25 protein-coding genes are annotated in these 22,254 nt (G+C 34.2%); 19 read left to right on the top strand and 6 right to left on the bottom strand.

Going from position 1 to position 22,254, the window contains the following annotated elements; translation table 11 throughout:
* Position 1: 1 nt before the first annotated feature.
* Entirely contained in the window at positions 2–1,435 is a 1,434-nt protein-coding gene (locus AB3M96_RS19470) for a spore germination protein (protein ID WP_412969268.1), read from the bottom strand.
* Positions 1,432–2,517: an endospore germination permease gene (locus AB3M96_RS19465; protein ID WP_412969267.1), complete on the bottom strand. Its 1,086-nt coding sequence runs from the start codon at positions 2,515–2,517 to the stop codon at positions 1,432–1,434. The genes AB3M96_RS19470 and AB3M96_RS19465 overlap by 4 nt, the downstream gene beginning before the upstream one ends.
* 286 nt (positions 2,518–2,803) lie before the next feature.
* Between AB3M96_RS19465 and AB3M96_RS19460 the strand changes: the two genes are divergently transcribed.
* The 10 genes from AB3M96_RS19460 to AB3M96_RS19415 all read left to right on the top strand — a co-directional run bounded on the left by AB3M96_RS19460 (position 2,804) and on the right by AB3M96_RS19415 (position 12,260).
* Positions 2,804–4,921, top strand: a complete 2,118-nt coding sequence (locus AB3M96_RS19460) for an MMPL family transporter (protein ID WP_412969266.1) — start codon at positions 2,804–2,806, stop codon at positions 4,919–4,921.
* Positions 4,922–4,978: 57 nt separating this feature from the next.
* Positions 4,979–5,650 (top strand): response regulator transcription factor, encoded by a 672-nt coding sequence (locus tag AB3M96_RS19455; RefSeq protein WP_412969265.1) that lies wholly within the window; start codon positions 4,979–4,981, stop codon positions 5,648–5,650.
* A complete protein-coding gene (locus AB3M96_RS19450) occupies positions 5,647–7,044 on the top strand; it encodes a sensor histidine kinase (protein WP_412969264.1) in 1,398 nt (465 codons plus the stop codon). The genes AB3M96_RS19455 and AB3M96_RS19450 overlap by 4 nt, the downstream gene beginning before the upstream one ends.
* Positions 7,045–7,047: 3 nt before the next feature.
* Positions 7,048–7,452, top strand: coding sequence for a hypothetical protein (locus tag AB3M96_RS19445; RefSeq protein WP_412969263.1), 405 nt, complete (start codon positions 7,048–7,050; stop codon positions 7,450–7,452).
* Between the two features lie 312 nt (positions 7,453–7,764).
* A complete protein-coding gene (locus tag AB3M96_RS19440) occupies positions 7,765–9,009 on the top strand; it encodes an aminopeptidase (RefSeq protein ID WP_412969262.1) in 1,245 nt (414 codons plus the stop codon).
* A gap of 180 nt (positions 9,010–9,189) precedes the next feature.
* Positions 9,190–9,366, top strand: a complete 177-nt coding sequence (locus AB3M96_RS19435) for a hypothetical protein (protein WP_412969261.1) — start codon at positions 9,190–9,192, stop codon at positions 9,364–9,366.
* Between the two features lie 131 nt (positions 9,367–9,497).
* Positions 9,498–9,875 (top strand): RidA family protein, encoded by a 378-nt coding sequence (locus AB3M96_RS19430; RefSeq protein WP_412969260.1) that lies wholly within the window; start codon positions 9,498–9,500, stop codon positions 9,873–9,875.
* Between the two features lie 318 nt (positions 9,876–10,193).
* Complete coding sequence (locus tag AB3M96_RS19425; protein ID WP_412969259.1) at positions 10,194–10,778, top strand: hypothetical protein; 585 nt, start codon at positions 10,194–10,196, stop codon at positions 10,776–10,778.
* Between the two features lie 218 nt (positions 10,779–10,996).
* The gene (locus AB3M96_RS19420) at positions 10,997–11,455 is read left to right on the top strand and encodes a CcdC protein domain-containing protein (protein WP_412969258.1); all 459 of its coding nucleotides are present in this window, start codon (positions 10,997–10,999) and stop codon (positions 11,453–11,455) included.
* Between the two features lie 250 nt (positions 11,456–11,705).
* Entirely contained in the window at positions 11,706–12,260 is a 555-nt protein-coding gene (locus AB3M96_RS19415; protein WP_412969257.1) for a hypothetical protein, read from the top strand.
* A gap of 129 nt (positions 12,261–12,389) precedes the next feature.
* On the opposite strand, the gene AB3M96_RS19410 is transcribed toward AB3M96_RS19415, so the two are convergent.
* Positions 12,390–12,803 carry a hypothetical protein gene (locus AB3M96_RS19410; RefSeq protein WP_412969256.1) on the bottom strand — a complete coding sequence of 138 codons (414 nt, stop codon included), beginning with the start codon at positions 12,801–12,803 and terminating at the stop codon, positions 12,390–12,392.
* A 431-nt stretch (positions 12,804–13,234) separates the two neighbouring features.
* Between AB3M96_RS19410 and AB3M96_RS19405 the strand changes: the two genes are divergently transcribed.
* Together AB3M96_RS19405 and AB3M96_RS19400 are read left to right on the top strand one after the other, a co-directional pair.
* Positions 13,235–14,170, top strand: coding sequence for a hypothetical protein (locus AB3M96_RS19405; RefSeq protein ID WP_412969255.1), 936 nt, complete (start codon positions 13,235–13,237; stop codon positions 14,168–14,170).
* Positions 14,171–14,332: 162 nt separating this feature from the next.
* Positions 14,333–14,713, top strand: coding sequence for a YkvA family protein (locus AB3M96_RS19400; RefSeq protein ID WP_412969254.1), 381 nt, complete (start codon positions 14,333–14,335; stop codon positions 14,711–14,713).
* Between the two features lie 71 nt (positions 14,714–14,784).
* Here the strand turns inward: AB3M96_RS19400 and AB3M96_RS19395 are convergent, their stop codons facing one another.
* Positions 14,785–15,486 carry a hypothetical protein gene (locus tag AB3M96_RS19395; protein WP_412969253.1) on the bottom strand — a complete coding sequence of 234 codons (702 nt, stop codon included), beginning with the start codon at positions 15,484–15,486 and terminating at the stop codon, positions 14,785–14,787.
* Positions 15,487–15,796: 310 nt separating this feature from the next.
* Here AB3M96_RS19395 and AB3M96_RS19390 point away from each other — a divergent pair, with 310 nt between their 5' ends.
* The 5 genes from AB3M96_RS19390 (at position 15,797) to AB3M96_RS19370 (ending at position 18,960) form a co-directional block, all read left to right on the top strand.
* Positions 15,797–16,315 carry a DUF6773 family protein gene (locus tag AB3M96_RS19390; RefSeq protein WP_412969252.1) on the top strand — a complete coding sequence of 173 codons (519 nt, stop codon included), beginning with the start codon at positions 15,797–15,799 and terminating at the stop codon, positions 16,313–16,315.
* Between the two features lie 4 nt (positions 16,316–16,319).
* Entirely contained in the window at positions 16,320–16,514 is a 195-nt protein-coding gene (locus AB3M96_RS19385; protein WP_412969251.1) for a helix-turn-helix transcriptional regulator, read from the top strand.
* Between the two features lie 282 nt (positions 16,515–16,796).
* A complete protein-coding gene (locus tag AB3M96_RS19380; protein ID WP_412969250.1) occupies positions 16,797–17,834 on the top strand; it encodes an alpha/beta fold hydrolase in 1,038 nt (345 codons plus the stop codon).
* A gap of 218 nt (positions 17,835–18,052) precedes the next feature.
* Positions 18,053–18,418, top strand: coding sequence for a hypothetical protein (locus tag AB3M96_RS19375; RefSeq protein ID WP_412969249.1), 366 nt, complete (start codon positions 18,053–18,055; stop codon positions 18,416–18,418).
* Positions 18,419–18,609: 191 nt separating this feature from the next.
* Positions 18,610–18,960, top strand: a complete 351-nt coding sequence (locus tag AB3M96_RS19370; protein ID WP_412969248.1) for a YciI family protein — start codon at positions 18,610–18,612, stop codon at positions 18,958–18,960.
* Between the two features lie 159 nt (positions 18,961–19,119).
* Here AB3M96_RS19370 and AB3M96_RS19365 read toward each other — a convergent pair whose 3' ends face one another.
* Positions 19,120–19,605 (bottom strand): CBO0543 family protein, encoded by a 486-nt coding sequence (locus tag AB3M96_RS19365; RefSeq protein ID WP_412969247.1) that lies wholly within the window; start codon positions 19,603–19,605, stop codon positions 19,120–19,122.
* The gene (locus AB3M96_RS19360) at positions 19,590–20,039 is read right to left on the bottom strand and encodes a CBO0543 family protein (RefSeq protein WP_412969306.1); all 450 of its coding nucleotides are present in this window, start codon (positions 20,037–20,039) and stop codon (positions 19,590–19,592) included. The genes AB3M96_RS19365 and AB3M96_RS19360 overlap by 16 nt, the downstream gene beginning before the upstream one ends.
* Before the next feature lie 371 nt (positions 20,040–20,410).
* Here AB3M96_RS19360 and AB3M96_RS19355 point away from each other — a divergent pair, with 371 nt between their 5' ends.
* Positions 20,411–21,100: a response regulator transcription factor gene (locus AB3M96_RS19355; protein WP_412969246.1), complete on the top strand. Its 690-nt coding sequence runs from the start codon at positions 20,411–20,413 to the stop codon at positions 21,098–21,100.
* 1 nt (position 21,101) lies between these two features.
* Positions 21,102–22,106 (top strand): sensor histidine kinase, encoded by a 1,005-nt coding sequence (locus AB3M96_RS19350; protein ID WP_412969245.1) that lies wholly within the window; start codon positions 21,102–21,104, stop codon positions 22,104–22,106.
* Positions 22,107–22,254: the final 148 nt, after the last annotated feature.

Raw genomic sequence — 22,254 nt, 5'->3', positions numbered from 1 at the left:
TTTATTTTCTCCGCTTCTGAATGAATGAAATTCCAAATTTTTTACGATCAAATGGATTCACAAAAAAAGCATCTAAATATTCTTTGAATGTTAACGATGCAAACGGTTCAAGATAGGCTATTTTAAATGATTCTAACGTAGAAAGATAAACAAGAACACTTAAAAATCCAATAAATACTCCGTATACTCCTAAAAAAATGGATAGTAGTAATGTATAAAGACGGAGGATACTAACGGTTCCAACAAGAGATTGATTGACAAGTGTATAGCTTGCAACTGCTGTTAACGCAATAATTACTATCATCGTCGGGGAAGCAAGTCCAGCTCGAATTGCTGCATCACCGATAATAATACCACCGACAATGGAAATGGTTTGTCCAAGAACGGTTGGCATTCGAACCCCAGCTTCTCGTAACAACTCAAACAACGCTAGAATAAAAAATGCTTCAAGTCCAATTGGCAACGGCAACCCTTCACGCGAAACAACGACAGTGGCCAATAAAGCAAACGGTAGTTGATCTATATTGACAGAAGAAAGCGAAACCCAAAATCCTGGAAGAAAAATAGCAATGAGTAAGCCTGCAATCCTAATAAACCGCCCAAAAATCACCAGATAGTAAGGAAAATGAACATCTTCAGGAGATTTAATTAGTTCAAAAATATTAATAGGTCCAATTAATACGGAGGGTGACCCATTCACTACTACTATAAATCTTCCACGTATCATGCTTTCGATGACAAAATCAGGACGTGTCGCATAGTCGAATAATGGAAACAGAGAAAATGAGCGATCAGATAACCATTGCTCTAATTGTCCACTGCCAACAACGCTTTCACCTTGAAAATCTTTAAGGCGATTACGAATTTCCTGAATAATGCTTTGATTCGCTTTATCATTTAAATAAAGTAGGGATACTTCAGTTTTACTAATAGTACCTAAGGTAAAAGTTTCGCAATAGAGTTGTTCAGATTTCAACCGTTTGCGAATCAATGAAATGTTGATATTCATCTCTTCTGTAAAGCTGTCCTTTGGCCCCTTAATTGAAACCTCTGTTTTCGATTCTTCTGGGCTCCGCTGTGGTACCTTGCTAATATCAAACACATGAAAGAAAGTCGTACCTTCGCGGTAGAAAATAAGAGATCCTGAAAAAACGAGATTTACAAGATCCTTTATTTTAGTTATATGTTGGACAGGAGGGATAACATCGAATTGACTTCGTGGTTCTTCAGTTTTAACGCTAAGAAGAATTCGATTAAAATATTCATTTAACTGTGTTGAATCAAGCATGCCTTTGCAATAAAAAGCTTGGATAGTTTCTTCTTTTTCAATCGGTATAAATTCAATATCTGCATAGTGATTAAAAAAACGTTTCAAATCAGTACATGTCAATGTTCCAGTTGATAGTAAATCATCTATATCCGTCGTCATATTCATATGTTCTGTATTCCTTTCTTCATTGGTAGGAAGCTAATAAGTAATAATGCCAATGAAAGTAGCAATGCACTTAAAAAAGCAGCTGGATAAAAGTATTTTCCGACCATTGTTTGCACCCATATATCACTTAATGGCAGTAATGTCATTAATCCTAAAAGAATTGAAGAGACAACGAATACGTGCTTTTTAACAGAAGCCCGGGAATCGCCTTTTAGCATATCAGCAAGAAGGAAGAGCCCTAGAGATACCCGAATGATTTCACCACTTAATAATTGAAATACCGCCAAGAAATCAACATGTGATATATATTCTCCTAAGGTAATCAAACGCCATTGCTCAAAAGCTGGAAACCTCATATCAGAGGCTACAAATGGGCCGAACGAAGACAAGGAACCCATAGTTGGTCCAAGGATTAAGCCAGCTAATATGGTAATGAGTAGAAATAAGTTACCTAATGTAAATGATTTTTTTAAGTGGTGCTGAAGTAGCAATAGTATAAGTAAATCAGCGCTCCCACCAAGGATGATGATGGTTCCTTTTACAACCGGATGATAACCATCAGCAAGAATCGGGAAAAGATAGGAATAATCTTTTTCTTTCATTGTAAACGTTGCGACAAATATCCCAAGCATCCAAACAATTGGCAGTAAAACTGCTGACACATAGACAATCGATTTTAAACCAGTATAGGCTGACCATACACTAATTAATAAGAATGGAAGCATTACAACCAAGGATGGAGTTCGCGGCAGAAAATATATATTTACTGATTGAATTAGATCATAAAAAGAAATGGCAGTAATCACGAACACGTAAGCTACTAGTACGCTAATTAAAAAACGCGAAATTATTCTCCCTGCACGGGCTTTGATCCAGTCATGCAGACACAGTCGTTGCTGGTTTTTTTTCATAATTACATAAAGAATCCATCCCCATAATAGTAAAATAGCAAATGCAACTAATACACAAACCCAAGCATCCCGTTTTCCTGATGTGAGTAAATGGGGCATGATGAGCACATGATTGGAAATCCCTATAAAAAGAATAAGAACAAAGAATAATTGAGTCCGAGAAAATTGCATATCAACACCCACCAACTAATTTCCAACTATTGTTAGGTTTTGTTTGTGTTTCCAAATTATGCATAACTTATTAAATAGATTAAGCTAGAAAGAAATAATAACTTTGAAACAATTATAAATTGATTTGTTATATAAGGTGGAACTGATGTATGGATAGATTAATTGGAATATAATTTTACTTTCCCCTTAACCTTTCAAACCTTCGACAAATGTAAACAAAAGTTGATATAAAATTTATGTTTCGTTAGTAAGATCATAAGCGAAGACATAAAAGGAGGTTTACATTTTGAGAAAACTATTAAATCCCATTACAGATTGGGTATCAACTAAACGTGGGATGTGGATTACAATTATCGCTTGGCTAGTATTGATGGTAGGGTTAAGTGCTGGTCCAAGGCTTGGCGATTATAAAGTATCAAATTTTCAATCGCTTCCCAATGCAGCACAATCTATAATAGCAGAGAAAATGACAGAAGAATTGTTCCCAAATGAGCAAGGCACACCTGGAATCCTTGTATTCCATAATGAGAATGGAGACATCAGTATAGATGAGGTTAAACAAATACTAAATGGAATAATTGCTGAAGATATTAAAGGAATTGAAACTATCCTTGATATCAGCGCGTTTCCACCTCAAGCATTAGAGGGCTATATGTCCGAAGATGGTACAACGATGATTGTTCCAATGGAATTAGAACAAGGTCTTGGCAATAGCGCATACTCAGAAATCAACGACAAGGTTTCAGAAATAGGCAATAGGATAGCAGATAAGTTTGAGAATATGTCCTTTTATATCACTGGACCTGCTGGTATTGCCGGGGACACACTCAAGTTATTTGAACAAGCTGACTTTGTGTTATTACAAGCAACTATAGTAATTATTTTAGTACTACTTATTGCTATTTATCGTTCACCGCTACTTGCCTTTATACCTTTATTAGCAACAGTTATAGTCTATCAGGTAGTCAATCAAAGTGTTGCTTTATTAGGAGCAGGTGGGTTAGAAATCAATAACTCAACGACTTCTATTATGAGCATTTTACTTTTTGCTGCAGTAATTGACTATTCACTATTTGTATTCTCACGCTACCGTGAAGAGCTTAACAAAGTAGAAAGTAAATATGATGCTATGAAACTGGCAATGCGTGCAACTGGAGAGCCTGTATTTTTTGCAGGAGCAACTGTGTTAGCGGCAATGCTAATATTATTCTTTGCTAATTTCCGTGACTACCAAAACTTTGCCCCTATATTCGGGTTAGCGATGTTTTTCATAATAATAGCATCGATCACATTGGTGCCAGCTTTATTCACATTATTTGGTCGTAAAGCATTCTGGCCGAAAGTTCCAAAATACGGCCAGGTAAGAGAAGTAAAACACGGGATTTGGGGACCAATTGCTAAGTTTGTTGTGAATAAGCCTGGTTTTTCTGGAGGCATTGTTGGAATTGTCCTTATCATAACTGCTTTGAATTTGTTTAATCTTGATTTTGAGTTTGATACAGTCAAAAAGTTTCCTAAGGATTTGCCTTCTCGAGTTGGTTATGAAATTGTAGAGTCTAGATATGACAAAGGGGAACTAGCTCCTACTACAGTGCTAGTAGAAAGTGATAAACCTATAGAAGAAAATGAATCAGCTGCTTTTATAGAAAAACTACAAGAATATGATGAAATTGCTTCTGTTCGATTAATGGCACAATCTGAAGATTCAAAGGCTTTAAAGCTAAGTGTCGTATTAGCAACGAATCCATATTCTGCGGAATCTATGAGTGTAATTGAAGAGTTACGTGAAGAAAGTACAAATTTATTAAGCGATCTTTCGATATCTGGAGAAGCATATTTCAGCGGAGTAACTGCTAAACTAGTAGATGAACGCGATGTGAATACAAGAGATATTTATACAATTGTGATCCTTGAGACATTACTAATACTAGTACTCTTATTCGCTCTGGCTCGTTCAGTTAAGATGCCATTTTACATGATGGCGACAATTTTACTTTCATATGTATCTGCATTGGGGCTTGGTATTTTCCTTGTTGATATTTTGTTTGGTTATGATGCATTAAGTACTCGTGTTCCAGTATATGCTTTTATCTTCCTTGTAGCATTAGGTATTGATTATAATATCATCCTTGCATCGAGGTTCATAGAAGAGAAGAAGACTCATCGAGTTAAAGCTGCTCTTGAAATTGCAATCCGTAATACTGGAGGAGTAATTTCTTCTGCTGGTATTATTCTAGCAGCAACCTTTGCTGCCTTAACAACAATGCCAATCGCCGACCTTTTCGTATTCGGCTTCATTGTCGCGATTGGAATCTTAATGGATACTTTCCTAGTACGTGGGATACTCCTGCCAGCTCTAATACTATTATTTGAAAAGGATAAGCAAGCATCGCATAATAGATAGAAAAATGGAATACAAAGGGTTTCCTTTGTATTCTCCATTTTAGGAGGTTTTGTTTTTATGAAGATCCTTGTTGTAGATGACGATCTTTATATTCAACAGCTTGTATCGATCTACTTAAGCCGAGAAGGTTATCAAGTTTTTAGAGCTAATCATGCCGCAGAAGCATTAGACTTATTGGAAGAAAAAACAGTAGATTTAGCAATTGTCGATGTAATGATGCCCGAGATGAATGGATTTGAATTAACAAAAATACTGACAAATGATTTTGATATTCCTGTTATCCTACTAACTGCCAAAGGTCAAATAGATGACAAGGAAAAAGGCTTCTTATCTGGTTCTGAGGATTATATTGTCAAGCCTTTTGAGGTGAAGGAACTCCTATTCCGTGTTGCTGTTGTTTTACGGCGGGTTGAACGTGCCATAGAAACAGTCATTAAAGTAGGAAATGTTATGATAGATCGGAAAAACTTTGAATTAATTATTAATCAAGAAACAGTTCTACCACCTTTAAAAGAGTTTGAATTATTAAGCTTATTAGCTTCACGCGTAAATAAGATTACACCTAGATCCGTGCTAGTTGAACAAGTATGGGGAGTTGATTATGAAGGTGGAGAGCAAACACTAAATACTCACATAAACCGAATCCGGGAACGTTTAAAAAAATACGATGCATCAGTGGAAATTCAAACGGTTCGAGGTATTGGATATAAGCTTGAGGTATCGGAATGAACACTTTGTATCGAAAATTCATAGTAGCTACTCTATTGATTTTAACGATAAGTATAGCGGTTGGAATGATTTTAGCAAACTTTATTTACATGACGTCTACAAAACAGAAGATTGATAAGCATAATGTAGAGGTTGCAGAGAGAATAACAGTAAACCTTGAAAATATGCATTCTGATAATAACTCATTTAAACCCTTTTTAGAGTCGATTGGAAACCTTGGGTATCAGATATATGTTGTAAACGAATCTGGTGAAGAAGCATATTTTGGCAAACCTTTTACAAAGACTGATCTTCCTAGAGATGCCAGAAAGGTGCTCTCAGAAGAAGAAATTTATCATGGTATGAACGAATTTTCCGATAAGTTTTTAATGATGGGACACTTTTCTAATGACTTAAAGAATACGGTAGGTGTTCCATTCACAATGAATGGTGAACGATACGGGTTGTTCTTACGTCCAAACAATGAACTACTTTTTTCGGATGTTCATATGATTCTAGCATGGTTTATTATGGCGGTTGCTGTTGTTAGTATTAGTGGGGTAATTTTGTTTGCAAAGCATCTTATCAAGCCGATTACAAAATTAACTGAAGCTACCAAAGAGATTACTCGAGAGAATTTTCATTATCCGTTAACGTTTAACCGTAACGATGAGATAGGACAATTAGTAGAAAGCTTCAATACAATGCAGAAGCAGTTACAACATAATGATGAAGCACGAAAATCCTTTATTAATAATGTGTCACATGACTTTCAGTCTCCTCTAATGAATATCAGGGGATATGCTGAACTTCTATTATCACAAAAAGTAGATCATCGTGAACTCAGAGAATATTTACAAATTATTGATCATGAATCAAAACGTCTGTCAAATTTAACAAAGCAGCTCCTGTTATTAACATCCCTTGATCAAAAAGCCTATCCAATGATGATATCAGAGGTCCAATTGGATGAACAGATAAAACAAACCATTCGCAGGTATCAATGGCGATTACAGGAAAAGGAAATAGAGGTTTCATATAAACTGCCATCTATTCGGTTAATGTTGGATGCGGAGCTAATTAGCAACGTCTGGGACAACTTGATAACAAATGCGATAAAGTATAATTCACATGGAGGTAGTATTTGGATTAGCTTATCTAGTAATGAATCCTTTGTAACTATTGCTGTTAAAGATACAGGTATCGGTATGTCGAAGGAAGCTGTAATGCAAATTTTCGACCGTTTTTATCGTGTAGATTCATCCAGAAAAAGCGATGGTACAGGACTTGGGTTATCGATTGTTAAACAAATTATTGACCTGCATGGGGGAGAAATTAAGGTTGATAGTAAAATTGCAGAAGGAACGACTTTCATAATTACACTCCCAAATATAAATAGAAACTTGGAGGAATAAATCATGGAACAAACTTGGAGTATCCGGCTCATTCGATTTTCAGCTATATTCGGCATAATTGGAACTTTTCTAGGATCTCATATGTCTGGGAATATGGATTATTCGTTAAGACCCATCCATGCTCATATTTTATTAGTTGGATGGTTATCGGTGTTTGCTTGGGGAATATTTTATAAGGTATATACAATTAAATATAAAAAACTTGTACCTATTCATAGTATCCTAGGAATGCTGGGTGCTCTAGGCTTAACTGCCGGAATGTGGATGTACAATATAAACCCGTTTAATCTTAATGAGACACTGGTAATGGTGTTATTTATCGTAGGGGGAACATTACTTTTGTTAGCATTTTTATTATTCGTTCCAATCACTTTTCTCATTGATAAACAGGAAAATAAACAAAGCTAATCTATTAGAATAGTATGATTCAGGCAATCATACTATTTTTTGATACATATAGGAAGCCTCTCCTTTATTTGTATGATTGATAAGGTACTTTTTTGGAGAATCTTAATTAATATTAATTGTTATAACCCTGGTAACAGAATTTGCTATCATAAAAGGTAGGACACAAGATTTGAACACTTGGTAATCTTTTTTAAACTCTCAACGTAATATTCTAATAACCATCTTCAATTTCAACAGATGAGCAAATATATTAGTACTTTTCAAAAACTTTTGCTAGTATAACCATATACATATATTACTGGAGGTAATAAAATGGTTCTTCCAAATTTCGAACAAAATTTGCAAAAATATGCAAAACTCTTAGTCGCTAATGGGCTTAATGTACAACCAGGCGAATGGGTTAAAATGACAATTGAAGTTGATCAAGCGCCACTTGCTCGTTTAGTAACAAAAGAAGCCTATGCTTTAGGTGCTGAAAAGGTCATTATTAAATGGTCTGACGATGTGATTACGAAGCAGCACTATTTACACCAACCTGAGGAAGTATTAACGGATATACCTGATTATGAAATTCAAGAGTCTGATGATCATGTTTTAAACCATAAGGTTAGCCGTCTTTCAATTGTTTCTAGTGATCCAGACTTATTAAATGGAGTGGATTCAGGTAAGATCTCTGCTTATCAAAGTAAAGTTGCAAAGGCCTTTAAGGCACAGAGAACTGCTACACTTAACAATGATATAAAATGGACAGTTGCTGCTGCAGCTGGTGCTGGATGGGCCGCTAAGGTATTTCCTGATCTTGCAACATCTGAAGAGCAGGTAGATGCACTTTGGGATCAAATCTTTAAAACATGCCGAGTTTATGAAGACGATCCTGTAGCAGTTTGGGCAGAGCATACTAAAGTTCTGAATGAAAAGGCAGCAAAATTAAATGACATTCAGTTTGATTCACTACATTTCCGCGCGCCTGGTACGGACTTGAAGCTAGGCTTACCAAAGAATCACATTTGGGAAAGTGCAAGAAGTTATAGTCCAAAAGAAGAAGAATTTATTGCGAATATGCCGACAGAAGAAGTGTTTACAGCACCAGACACACGTCGTATGGATGGTGTTGTACGCAGCACAAAGCCGTTAAGCTATGCTGGTACATTGGTTGAAGGCATTGAGGTTCATTTTAAAGATGGAAAGATTGTTGACATCTCTGCGGAAACGGGAGATGAGATCATGAAGAAGCTTGTATTTGATAATGAAGGTGGAACAGGTCTTGGTGAGGTTGCGTTAGTACCAGATCCATCACCAATTTCTCAATCAGGAATTACATTCTTTAATACATTATTTGATGAAAATGCATCAAATCATCTAGCAATAGGTGCTGCTTATCCAACAAATCTTCAAGGCGGAACAAAAATGTCAGAAGATGAGCTGAAAGAAAGTGGTCTAAATGTGTCAACGGTCCACGTTGATTTCATGATTGGCTCAAGTGAAATGGATATTGATGGAATTAAAGAAGATGGTACAGTTGTTCCAGTATTCCGTAAGGGAGATTGGGCGATCTAAGAGTTATGAAGTCCAGGAAGCTTGAAAAAGATAACTAAAAGAAAAATGATAGGAGCAGTGTATTTCTACCAAGAGATACACTGCTTTTTGCATTATTCAGAGTAAATATATGGTAAAATAAGTTAATATACATTTAGCATGCTTGATTACTTAAATTTTTTATAAAGGAGATATAAGAGTTTGAGATATCTATTAGCAATCCCGCTTCTTCTTATAGGTGCTTTATTACTTAGCCTAACTAATGATGGGCTTGATTTTGAAGGAAAATTAATTATTAACTTACTGGGATGGGGTTCATTTATGGGTGCTATATTGATTGGAGGTAGAAGAAAGAAGAAAAAAAAGGAATTAACTTAAAAATAATAGCAAAAAGTGATTTAAAAATATACTACGGTAAGCCTGTCTACATAATAAGTGGTTATCTATTCGAATACATTACAATATCACATACAACTATTTTTATTTAATAACTAAAGGAGGATTTTTATATGTCAAGAAAGGCATTTAATGCACCTGGAGCCGTTGCGGTTGGTCCATATTCACATGCAATTGAATCAGGTGATTTAGTATTTCTATCAGGACAAACTCCAGTAGACTCAGAGACTGGAAAGCTAGTAGAAGGTGACATTGTTGAACAAACAAAACAGTGTTTTAAGAATCTTTTCAATGTACTAGAAGCAGCAGGTTTAACTCCTGATCATGTTGAAAAAGTGAATGTTTTCTTAACTGATATGAATCATTTCACAGCAATGAATGAAGTGTATTCTAAACAATTTTCAGAGCCATATCCTGCTCGTACAACGATAGGTGTTGCATCTTTACCTCTTGGTGCTCAAGTTGAAATTGAGATGATAGCTAGAAGGTGAGATTCAGGTGAATAGGGCTCTATCAAAAATAGGAAGAGTCCTATAATTCTACAATGTTGATGAAAAAGATAAACGGTGTGAGAACGTGAATAAAAGTAAAATTTTGTTCTATATTCTAGCTGCGGGATTTTTCTATCTATATTTTAAGATTCTAGGTCTTATTTGGAATGTGTTAGAGATTGGAGTATCGGGTATAGGTAATCTAGTTAATTAATACAAGAAGGATTATCGCTTATTTTTTGTTTAATGTATTAACGAAGCAAGTCTAAGAAAGATGGATAATATAGATGATGGTTAAGAAGTGTCTGGAGTGAGAGAATGAAGAAAGCTTTATTTGTTGTACTTTTGATTTTAGGTATATTCTTAATCGGTAGTTTTTCAGAACTACACTTTAAAGAGATAAATGCAGTACCGGGAGATGTTGAGATGATTCGTTCAAGTGATATTGGCGACTATGCAAAAGCAGTATTATTTGAAGATAAGATTCATAAAACTTTTGGAGTTGCAGAAATAGAAAAGAAGTTTGGTTTGTTTTATCGATATGACGGTGGTACATGGGGTTATACGTTAGAAGAGGGTAAACCATTCCAATCTAGTGGAATTGGTGACGATGATGATTTTTTAGTTGCCATAAAAACTGCAAAAAATTCAAATATTGAGTATATTGCGCTTGGAAACCACATGGAAGAAATCACGCCACTGGATAAATATGAATTAACACTAGAAGATGTAAGAGAAAACATTGGAGAATATTATTTACAAGAAGTAACGGATAATTATGTACTATTTGTAACTGACGAGTATTCTGAGGATACATGGACTATTAGGGCTTTTGATAAAGCTGGTAAATTAGTAGCTGATGAACTATTTGGTGGAGACCCAAGGTATATTGATTGGGAGTAAAGTAACAAATTATAAAATTAGTTTTGTGTTTATAAAATTTTGTTTTAATAACTAAATGTTTTTCTATCCAAAGGGGCATAGACGATAAAGTATGGTTAAAAAAATGAACCTTCTTAAGAGTTAGTAGAATACATTTAGTTTTTCTTAATTATTAATTTAGATGAAGAATTACAATTGTAGAATATGAGGTGGAGTGAATAATAAACGTGCAGTATGGGATGTATGTAATTTTATTTGTTATTTTTGGATTTATATTTTGGAGACGAACAAGGTCCATGGTCCGTCCAATTAAGGGATCTGGCCTGCGGATTTTGTTACCGCTGCTCTATATGTCACCTGCCTTTTCAGTGGTACTGCAACCTTCCATTCACATGACATCAAAAGAAGTACTTGTTTCTGTGTTGTTTGGTTTAGTCTTATCTATACCCTTAATTTATACAACTGGATATGAAGTTCGTGAGGACGGGAAAATCTATGCAAAGAAAAGCATTGGTTTTGTGATTGCCTTAATTTCAATATTTGTTATTCGGCGATTAGTTAATTACTTTTTACCAGGAATTGATTTCTTGACATTAAATGCGCTATCTATTATTTCTCTGTTTGTGTATGTAGGGTTATGGAGAATTATAAGTTATACGAAATTCAGAAAGGTATATAACTCCCATGTAGCAATGTAGGTATTAGAAATACTAATTAGACATAGTAGAATGCTAGTAACTTGATTACTTGTTAGTGTTGTAAAACTAAGTAAAGCAAACTAAAAAGAACTTAATCCAAGTTCTTTTTGTTTTTAACTTTTTAATTACACAACTAAGAAATATTCAAGGTTAAACTAAGAGGAACATCTACTTTTAGAAAAATGAAACTTTTCCTAATTGTTATTCGTAAATAATATTATGATGTGAATGACAAAGGGGGAAAAGATAATTGTTAAAAAATATTGATAAAACATATTGGGTAGTATTATTGATAATCGGTGGAATTACTGGCGTTTTGTATGGTTTCCTCGGACCAGATTTGATACATAATACATTATTTAAACACGGTGACACTTTCTGGGTTATAACGCCACCTATTGCAAATACTACTATGTTTGTTGCTGTTGGTTTTTTCGTATTATTTTGTATTGGGATGATATTTGAAAATAAAAAGTGGAATTATGCGGGTATATTTTTTCTTGTAGTATCTATTTCTTTAGGCTATTATGCTAACTTTGGAGTCTATACACTTGTTTCTGATCAAGAAATCACATTCAAGAACATTACAAAAGAGGTTTATCAATGGGATGATATCAAAGAAGCAATCTATATAGACGAAGGATATAAAAAAGAGGAGAATATTACAGTAGCGGGGGATAAAAAGTTTCACTTAACTTTCATGGATAACAAAGATGTGACGTTTGATATTACCAACCGCAGCTTAATGGCAAATAAAATTAAACATAAGCTTGAAGAAAATCATATACAAATTCAAACTAAGTAGGTTTTCATTATTTTTGAGACATTATACAAGAATTCGGGTGCAAAATTGCACCTGTATTTATTCCAGTTTACTATAAGGATCTTTTCAAAGTATTACAGCCCCTAAATTTAGGAGCTGTAAGGATTTTTCTCATTCATAATTTGAACTTCCCGAAATAAATCTCTTAGTTTCAGCATCAAAAACAGCAGTACGCATTTTTTCTCCATCTTCACTTACTGTTACAAATACATATACTTGGCGTTTAGGATGATAACCTTCACCACCAGTTCTTGACTCACCGTACTTGTCAGCTTTAGCCAGCACTTTGTTTATGTCTTTAAAGTACGTTTTTTCTCGAATATTTAATTTTGCATTTTTATATTCAACATACCAATTTTTATCAAGAGAATCATAAAATGAATCAGCATCTGGGAAAGTCTTTGTTGAATTATCGGGGTACTTACTCCAGGGCTCTTTATCAGCATTAGATTCGGCTAAAACTAACTGAATATTTAATGTGAATAATGTTATCAATAGGAGAATAAGTGTAGATATTTTTTTCATTTAAAGATACTCCCTTTTTTAAAATATTATTCACTATTAATCAAGATCTAATGCGGAAATTGTAGATAGAACTGTGGAAATTTATACTTAAATAAAAAGAGCTAATGGGATACTAAATGTTTAAGGTAATGATTATGTTAATATTCATGGTGATAAAAAGAGGAATCAATGAGAATATAATTTTCTTTTGGTCAATTTGGCGATGGAACACCACTTATTGGAGAAGGAAATATTGAATAATTTTTATACTCCATGTTTAAAAAAAGTATATGTAATATACCACAACAGTATTGTGTAAGTTCAAGAAGAATACCAGTGCAAAAGGTACGATGAACAGACAAAATAAACCCAATTCTACTTTACATATATACTAATAATCTTGTAAGAAATGAATAAGGTATAACTGTATAGTCTTGAAGGGGGGAGTCTAATTGAAACAACTTAGAAATTGGATAAATCGGACGTTCAATGATTATCCCAGAAAAATATTAACTCTCGTTATGGGAGCGCAATACGAACCGCAAACATTTGGACAACCGGTTGAACGAACCGAAACTTCGCTACTAAGAAACAGTGATTTAGAAAAATACTTCCGCCCTTCCAACCTCCCAATAAAAAATACCACTGTCAAATATAGTCAATTCTTTGATCCTTATTATGATAAAAACTACAAAGAAATTATTCTCCCTTCAACATTAACTCAAACACCAAATGAAACTGTATTAAACTACTTTAGTATTTTAAGAGAAGCAGAAAACCTTAATAAAAAGCAGTTGGGCGGGTGCGGAACTGTGGGGATGGCAAAGTTGCCATTTCCAATTGCGTATAACTTTTTTACTAAAGACTATCAAAAAAGGGTTTCTTATAATGAATATCTTCAATCGTTTGCTGGTATTGGACACCTAAATTTGATTAAGATGAACAGACTACCTGATGAAAAAGGCATTATTCCTTTTTTTATTGAACTAGAAAGCATCGAAGGATCATCAAAAGGCGTCACCTATTTTGCTTACTATTACGGCTATGTCAGTTTAAAAAGAGTTCAAAACCTGTACAAAATTAACCAGATGAAATTGTACGGAGAGGACTTCCTGTGTGCAGCCTATCATCTCTGGCAGCATGATGCGGAATCAGTAGTTGCGATTATGTATGGAGAATGGTGCAAATTAATAAAAAAACAGCTGCCTACTAAACAAGATGGGTACGTCAAAACCATTGATTTTATTGGTATGGATGGAGCAGATTACCGGTTTATCTTTTATCAATTAACAAATGATACAGATGTATTAATCTCTCAATATAAAAAAGATTCTGAAGGAAACTGGAAATCTATTAGAATTGATCCCACCAAATGCCTGCCAAATTAAGCATTTTGTATAATTTGTACTTGCGTAACTGTATAAGAGTTATTTAATAAATCATTATAAAACGGAGAAGTTGTGTAAAAAGACGAAAAGGGGAAGCAAATCTAGTATTATATATATTGGAAGTAAAGACAAAACATTAAATAAAAGTGGTGTGATATTTTTATGGAGAAAATAAAGGTTTGGGCGAAAAGATTAAAACAACAAATCTTTGTACTTTACTTAGCTTATAAAGATGAAAGAGTACCTTGGTTTGCCAAACTATTTACAGTTTGTGTAGTGGCCTATGCGTTCAGCCCAATTGATTTGATACCCGATTTCATACCAATACTCGGATATTTAGACGATGTTATCATTGTTCCATTAGGTGTAATGTTAGCATTAAAGATGATACCAAAAGAAGTAATAATCGAATGTGAAGTTAAATCAAAAGAAATGATGAAGAATAGTAAGCCGAAAAATTGGGTAGTAGGTTCACTTATCATTTTGTTATGGAGCATCATTATGTTTTGGGTTATTTTAAAAGTGTATCAGTTTTTCAGCTAAAGAAGCATTACTGCAACATGATAAAACGCTTGGAATTATAGTATCCAAGCGTTTCAGTTTGATAATTTTTCTTATCGTAATGGTATTTCAAATACTTCTTCATCCATTAGAACCTTAAGTACTAATGGTTTATCTGTTTCAGAAACAGTTTTTGGAATTTGGAAATAGATATGAACTTTTCCTTCTGATAATGAATTTACACTAGCCCCGCCGATTTTTGTACCATCTTCTTCTTCTGTTCCAGCCAAACTTTCAAATTCATGTTTCCCGTCATAAAGTAAAAAGAATTTAATCGGAGCAAGTTTGTGACCATAATGAAGTATGTTTGTTGTATCGTTATTAATTGTACCTGTTATATGTAAAAAGGTCTCAGAATCGGAAAGAATAGTACGTGAACCTAGAGTACTGTCAACATCTGCATTTGTAGCTGTAAATTCCTGAACAAATGATGCATTTGAAAGTCTTATTTCTACTGCATCCTCAGCATAGTAAAATACTTTGTCTGAATCAAACAAGTTCTCTGATGGTTCTTGTTTTTCCTCATTTTCACCAGAGGATCTAAAAACCTCTTCATCCTTGTTTTTGGTTTCTTCAGTAGATTCTGATTCTCCATTTTCTTGCTCTTTAGCGACTTCATCTTGAATAATCTGTTCCTTAGGAATCTCCTCAGAAGCATTTTCACTATCTCTAGCTGTTTCATCAGAACTACCACAAGCAGCTAAAGTAACTGTTACCAAGATTGTTAAAAGTAAACCAATCCACTTTTTCTCCATTTTGTTTCCCCTCCAAAATTCATCATACAAAGGTAAATTATATTATCCAAATAATGGTTGAACAAGAAGAAAAGAATAAATGAAGAAAAAACAGGAAGAAACTCCCTATTGCTACGAAGGGTGTTTGTGGCCAATTTCCTACGATAGGTAAAATAGACCCATAACAAACCGAGGTAGCTATCCATCATATTTGTATAAGGTTTATATTTTAAAAAATAGTATATATAAATGTCATTTTGCAATTTATATATTGCGTAGTGTAAATTATATATTGTATAATGGTGATATAAGAATACTGGAGGTAGATAAAATGGGTATATGGAAAAAGAAGCAAACCGATGAGCGTGTAATAAATATTCAAAACAAAATATATAAAGAAATGTACTTGATTATTATGGTACTATCATTGATATCAGTTGCTGTGAAGTATTTTACCATTGAGTTTTCTCTTCGGGCAGTAATGTTTGAATGGATTGTAATATTAGTTACTTCAATTTATTACGTTGCAAGATCAGCGTATCTAGGTATCTATTCTGATGAGGTAGAATTACATGATAATAACAGTAAAATGAAATTAAGTAAGAAAAATATCATTTATGGTATTGCTTTAGGGGTCATACTTGCGATAATCTTTGCAACAAACAGCGCAGTTAATTATGCAGACAGTCAACAAGAGTCAGTGCTCTTCTTTATTTCTGTCTTTTTTATTTCGTTGTTTATCTATGCTCCACTATTTGCTGCGGTTAATGGAATCACTTATTCAATAGCAAAAAGGAAAAGTGAAAAAATAAATCAAAAAGAGTTAGAAGACTCAGAAGGCAAGTGGTAGTAGTATGAAAAACAAACGAATGAAAATGGCTCGAATAGAGCATGACCTATCTCAAGAAGAATTAGCAAAATTAGTAGGAGTAACTAGACAAACAATCGGTTTGATTGAGGTCGGAAAATATAATCCAACTATCAATTTATGTATCTCTATATGTAAAGCATTAAATAAAACACTTGACGAATTATTTTGGGAAGAGTAGCACTGTAAATACTAATGTTAATTAACTAAAAGGTGCGATGATCCATGAAGGATTATCGCATTTTTTGTGGAAGTTAATAAACAAACGATAGGATTGTAAATGTTTTTACATGCTATTTATGATACTAGGCTATTTATCATCTCAGTTTATTAAGAATAAGATAAATTGCTTTACATAATAAAACGGCTAAATTGAGTTCGATATTTGGTGAGCTAACATTCAATACCATACCGGTTGTTCTCCAACTCATGGTACAGCCCGAAGTAGTAAGGAGTCTTCTATGTGAAAAGTAAAAGAAAGGTAATCATTTTTTTCATATCAATAACTCTGTTCATCTCTCTTATTCTATTGTTTCCTACTTGGACACCTAAGATAAAAGGAGAAAACAGCATTGCTTTATTAAAGAGCATCGAGATAAACGGAACAGAACTTGAAGTTATGATTAGAGGTGTAGATAAAAACAATCCAGTTATCATTTTTGTACATGGTGGACCTGGGTGTTCTGAAATTCCCTATGTTAGAAAGTATCAAGATTCACTTGAAGAACATTTTACTATTGTTCACTATGACCAAAGGGGAAGTGGAAAATCATTTCACTTCTTTGAGGATTATTCTGATATTTCCTCTGATCAACATGTTAAAGATCTCTTGACTCTAACAGACTTTGTGAAAAATGAATTCTCTAAAGAAAAGGTATTATTAGTTGGTCATTCTTTCGGTACTTACATAGGGATGAAGGCTGCAAACAAAGCTCCAGAAAAATATGCTGCTTATATCGGGATTGGTCAAGTTTCTAATTATATTGATAGTGAAGTAGATAGTCTCAATTTTACAATGAGTCAGGCACATCAAGCTGGAAATCAAAAAGATGTAGAGAAACTCAAACTTCTTGAAGATTCGATTAAAAAAGGGGAAGCATCTACTCCTAGAGATATGGTACGGAAGTATGGAGGGGCATCAAGGTTAATCAATGATAATATGGATTATTACATAGGATTTCTAAAGAACCCCGAATATAATTTACTTGATGTCATTCGTTACCTAAGAGGGATTTCAGCTACTCAGGAAATATTGCTTTCCGAAGAAAAGGAGAATGATATTACAACATTAGTTAGTAGCTTAGATATCCCTTTGTATTTTGTCATGGGAAAATATGATTTTATGACATCTGCCAAATCAGCAAAAGCATATTTTGATCAAGTCGAGGCCCCAATGAAGGATTTTATCGTCTTTGAAGAATCTGCACATTATCCGCAATTTGAAGAAAAGACCGTTTTTTTTGATTGGCTAATTCAAACTTGGGAAGTTATAGAGGAATAGTTCGGATCTTTTACAGGAGGTCAGGCAGTATTTTAGAATGTAATACTTCTGACAATAATGTCCTAAAACAGTTTGGTGTTAGATAACTGAAGTGAGGACATTTTATTATCGGTGCGTTGATACAAGAAGGATTATCGTATTTTTTGTGGAAGTTAATAACTAACAAGCGGATTGTTCAACAAAACATGTCGAACTATTTACTAAGCGGGGAGGATTTGATGCTTCTAAGAAAATTTTTAGGATTTGTATTAACCACTTTATTAACTGGATTATTTCTTACTTTTTATTTTGCAATAATGGACGGCTATGATCATTTATTTGCTGCACTTGGTGTTCTTCTTTCTGGTACAGCTCCATTTATACTTCTAATTGGTTTACCGGTATCTATCTTATCTGATTTTTTAACAAAGAATTTATACAGTAAACAGAGATTAAAAATGGCTTTTTCTATTCATAGTATTTTTGGTTTGCTTTTTGGAGTTGTTCTTTCTTTCTTTTTTGAACATTTATTTCTCATTGTAATTACATTAATAGCCGCAATACTATTCTGGGTAGTTGATGAATTTTTGAGAAAGAAATTCTAAAGGTATAGAAAGTTATAAAATTTATGGGTGCGATTGACTAGTAATGTATTAGTGTTTAGCAACGTAAGTTAAAGGTGCTAGAAATGTTAAGGCTAAATGCTATTTCATTGAATACTTTTTAGATTTTAAAGAAGTAGGATCGTTTACTTATAAGCAAACGACTTTTATCGCTCCAAGAGGAGGGGAATTTTATGTTGTTTATGCTAATTGTTAAAGCATCAAAAAATTCGGAAGCGGGTATTCTTCCAAGTCCTGAGCTTAGGGAAGCCATGGATAAGTACAACGAGGAGTTAGTTAAGGCTGGCGTGCGGGTTATGGCAAAAGGACTTCACCCAAGTTCAAATGGGATTCGAATTTCGTTTCCAAAACCAGGAGAAAAACAGGTGGTTACTGATGGTCCTTTCACAGAAACCAAGGAACTGATAGCAGGATTTATTTTGATTGATGTAGAGTCTAGAGAAGAAGCTATTCAGTGGGCAATGAGGATGCCGGATCCCCAAGGACAAGGGGAAGGTCAGATTGAATTGCGTCAAGTATTTTAGAACCTGAGATTCAGTAGGAACTATTAAACTAGGACTAAAGCTATTAAAGGTTAGTGGCTTTTTTTCTTGATCAACTTACCCCTCTTATTAAGAATCTTTAACTTTTTGCCATTCTTTTATAAAAGGGGTAGGATGAACTTTTATTCATACTAAATAACATTAATGCTTGACTGATTCTTTTTTGAAAAACCAAATACAAAATAGACGTGTTAAGAAGAATGTCAAAAAAAGTGATATCCATGTAATATACCAATTCCAGTGCACGTATGTCAGTATATCTGTATATTTTTCTATCAAAACTTCACCAAAAGTCAGTACAGAGCAAAAAGCAGCATAATAACCAAGTTGAATAAAGATATTCCGCTTAGTTGGATACCATACATTAAAGATTGCACACGTAACTGGATAAGCATAATATTCGTAAGTGAAGCTCGCTCGACTTACGGATGGGAAAATTCGAACAGGGTATTCGAGTAATCCTATTTCTACAACAATTAATCCTAAAGAAAAAGTCAGTATTTGTTTGAACAAAAACGCAACTACTGCAAGACGTAATTTATTTTTCGGAATGAAAAAAAGCAGTACTGTTGTGAGTATGTAAACAACTATAAAAACCCAAGACTCTAGTCTCATTGAGTTTCCCATCTATCTGCTTGAAACAATTTTTTGTCCTTATAGAACCAATTACAAAAAAGGAGACTTACGAAATATATAAATGCGAAATACATGTATAATCCAAACCAGGTCATTTTCCCGAATTCCAACAAATCGGTATATTGTTCGAGTACTATGTCGAGTGTAGTGGCAGCAGAAACCCAAACAAGAAAGGGTATAACTATGCCTCTTTTATAAATGTAAAAGATAGAGAACAATAAAGGATGAAAAAAATAATCGAGTGTCAAAGGGAAATCATGTGCTTTTGGAAGCTCCCGTACAGGTGCGCTTATTAATCCGTATTTAAAAACAAACATGTTAAAAAGCCAGATAATTGATTGAAACATCATAAGTGACAAAATTCCTTTTCGCGGTTCTTTTCGAAGAATTAAAAGGATAAATCCTATAATACCTAAAATCCACATACCAATTAGGATCCAATACTCCAGTCTCATACCCTTTCAACACCTCTCTCAACAGCTGCTCTAACGAAATTATTTCTCCGAATTTATTGTAAGCCTCTAACTCAAGAACTAGTTGTTACAATTAAATCTCTTAAAAAGATGAATATATACATGACTATTATTTTGTTAAAGTATACAAAATATACAAATTCTACAGTATCGGGAGTATCCGTATCATAAACAATTTGGATACTTGTACAATGCTGAACGAACAGTTGTTATTATTCTTCTATAGAATATAAATTTTTAATTTAGTTGGATTGTTCTTTCTTACTCACAGTTCTGGTAAAATAACCCTAGAAATTATAAATAAACGAGAATAGGTGCTATATATGAAAATACTAGTGGTTGAGGATGATAAGACAATAGCGGTGGGATTGGACTATTCGTTGAAACAGGAGGATTACGAAACGATTGTTTGCCACAATGCTGAACACGCTAAGAAGATTATTGAGCAGCAATTAAAAGATGTGGATTTGTGCTTATTTGATTTGTCTTTACCAGATGGAAGCGGCTATGAGCTATGTGAGTTAGTGAAGAAAAGTGCTGATAAACCAGTTATCTTTCTAACTGCCTTGGACGATGAAGTGAATGTGGTGATGGGACTTGATATGGGAGCGGACGATTACATTACAAAACCGTTTCGAATCCGCGAACTACTTTCTAGGATTAAATCAGTTCTCCGCCGTTATAATAAACAAACAACAACACAAGCAAAAAACATCATAGATATTGAGAAAATCCGGATTAATACATTAGAAGGTAAGGTCTATAAAAATGGGGAGGAAGTACTCCTCACTGCATTGGAATACCGACTTCTATTAATCTTTGCGAACCATATTGGACAAGTTCTTACAAGGACGCAATTACTAGATCGTATTTGGGATGTAGCTGGTGATTTTGTGAATGATAACACATTAACAGTATACATAAAAAGGTTACGAGAGAAACTTGAGGATCAACCACAAAGTCCAACCATTATTAAGACTGTGCGCGGTATGGGTTATAAGGTTGGTGAGTAGGATGTTGCGAAATAAAGAGATTCAGATTCTTTTAGTAGCATTATTAGGGATTACTTTACTTGCAACAGTTTCTACCTATTTCTTTCTTTCCGAAATAGAAGCTGTAGTCGTTTTTCTAACCTCAGCCTTATTGATTGCAAGTAATCTACTGTTTACTAGATGGAGATACAGGGAGATTGAAAAACTTTCCGGTTATCTCCGTAAAATCTCAAGCGGAGACTACAGCCTGGATGTACGAGATAATCATGAAGGTGAACTTAGTATTTTAAAAAGCGATATTTATAAAGTGACATTGATGCTGTCAGAGCACCATGCATTATTGCAACAGGATAAAATAAAGCTAACCAACGCGATTTCAGATATTTCTCACCAACTTAAGACACCATTAACATCAATGATGGTAATGGCAGACCTTTTAGGTGACACAAAGCTAGATGAATCAAAACGAGAAGAGTTCACGAACAATATCCGAGTGCAGCTTGAGCGAATAGAGTGGCTAGTTTCATCGTTATTAAAGCTCTCAAAAATTGATGCAGGAACGGTTCCTTTTAAAAAAGATCCGGTTTATGTTTCAGAATTAATAGAACGGGCGATTCAACCTGTCTTAGTACCAATTGATGTTAAGCAGCAAACATTAAAAGTGAATGGCGAAAAAGAAGATTCCTTTATTGGGGATTTCAACTGGACCGCAGAGGCCATAATTAACATCCTAAAAAACTGTGTGGAGCATACACATGAGGGTGGCGAGATTTCTATAAGTTATTCAGAGAATACAATCTTTACCGAATTAATTATCTCTGATAATGGAAAAGGAATTTCAAAAGAAGATCTACCCTATATTTTCAAACGTTTTTACAAAGGGAAAAATGCAGGCGAGGACAGCGTCGGAATTGGACTAGCCATGGCACACAGCATCATCAAAAGCCAAAACGGTGACATAGAAGTCAAGAGCCAAATCGGCAAAGGTACACAATTCATCATCAAATTTTATAAACAGGTGGTATAACTGGGACAGAGGGACAGGTTCCGTGTCCCAGTTGGGACAACGGACCTGTCCCCTTGTCCTATTCTAGACTACATTTCTAAACGAGAAACAGCAGCAATTGTCTTAATGTGAATAAAATGTCACTTTCGTAGTCACTTAATAGTCATTT

It is taken from the genome of Ferdinandcohnia jepli, assembly GCF_047246645.1.
Lineage (GTDB): Bacteria > Bacillota > Bacilli > Bacillales > Bacillaceae_L > Ferdinandcohnia.
This window is presented reverse-complemented; position numbering and strand designations above follow the sequence as displayed.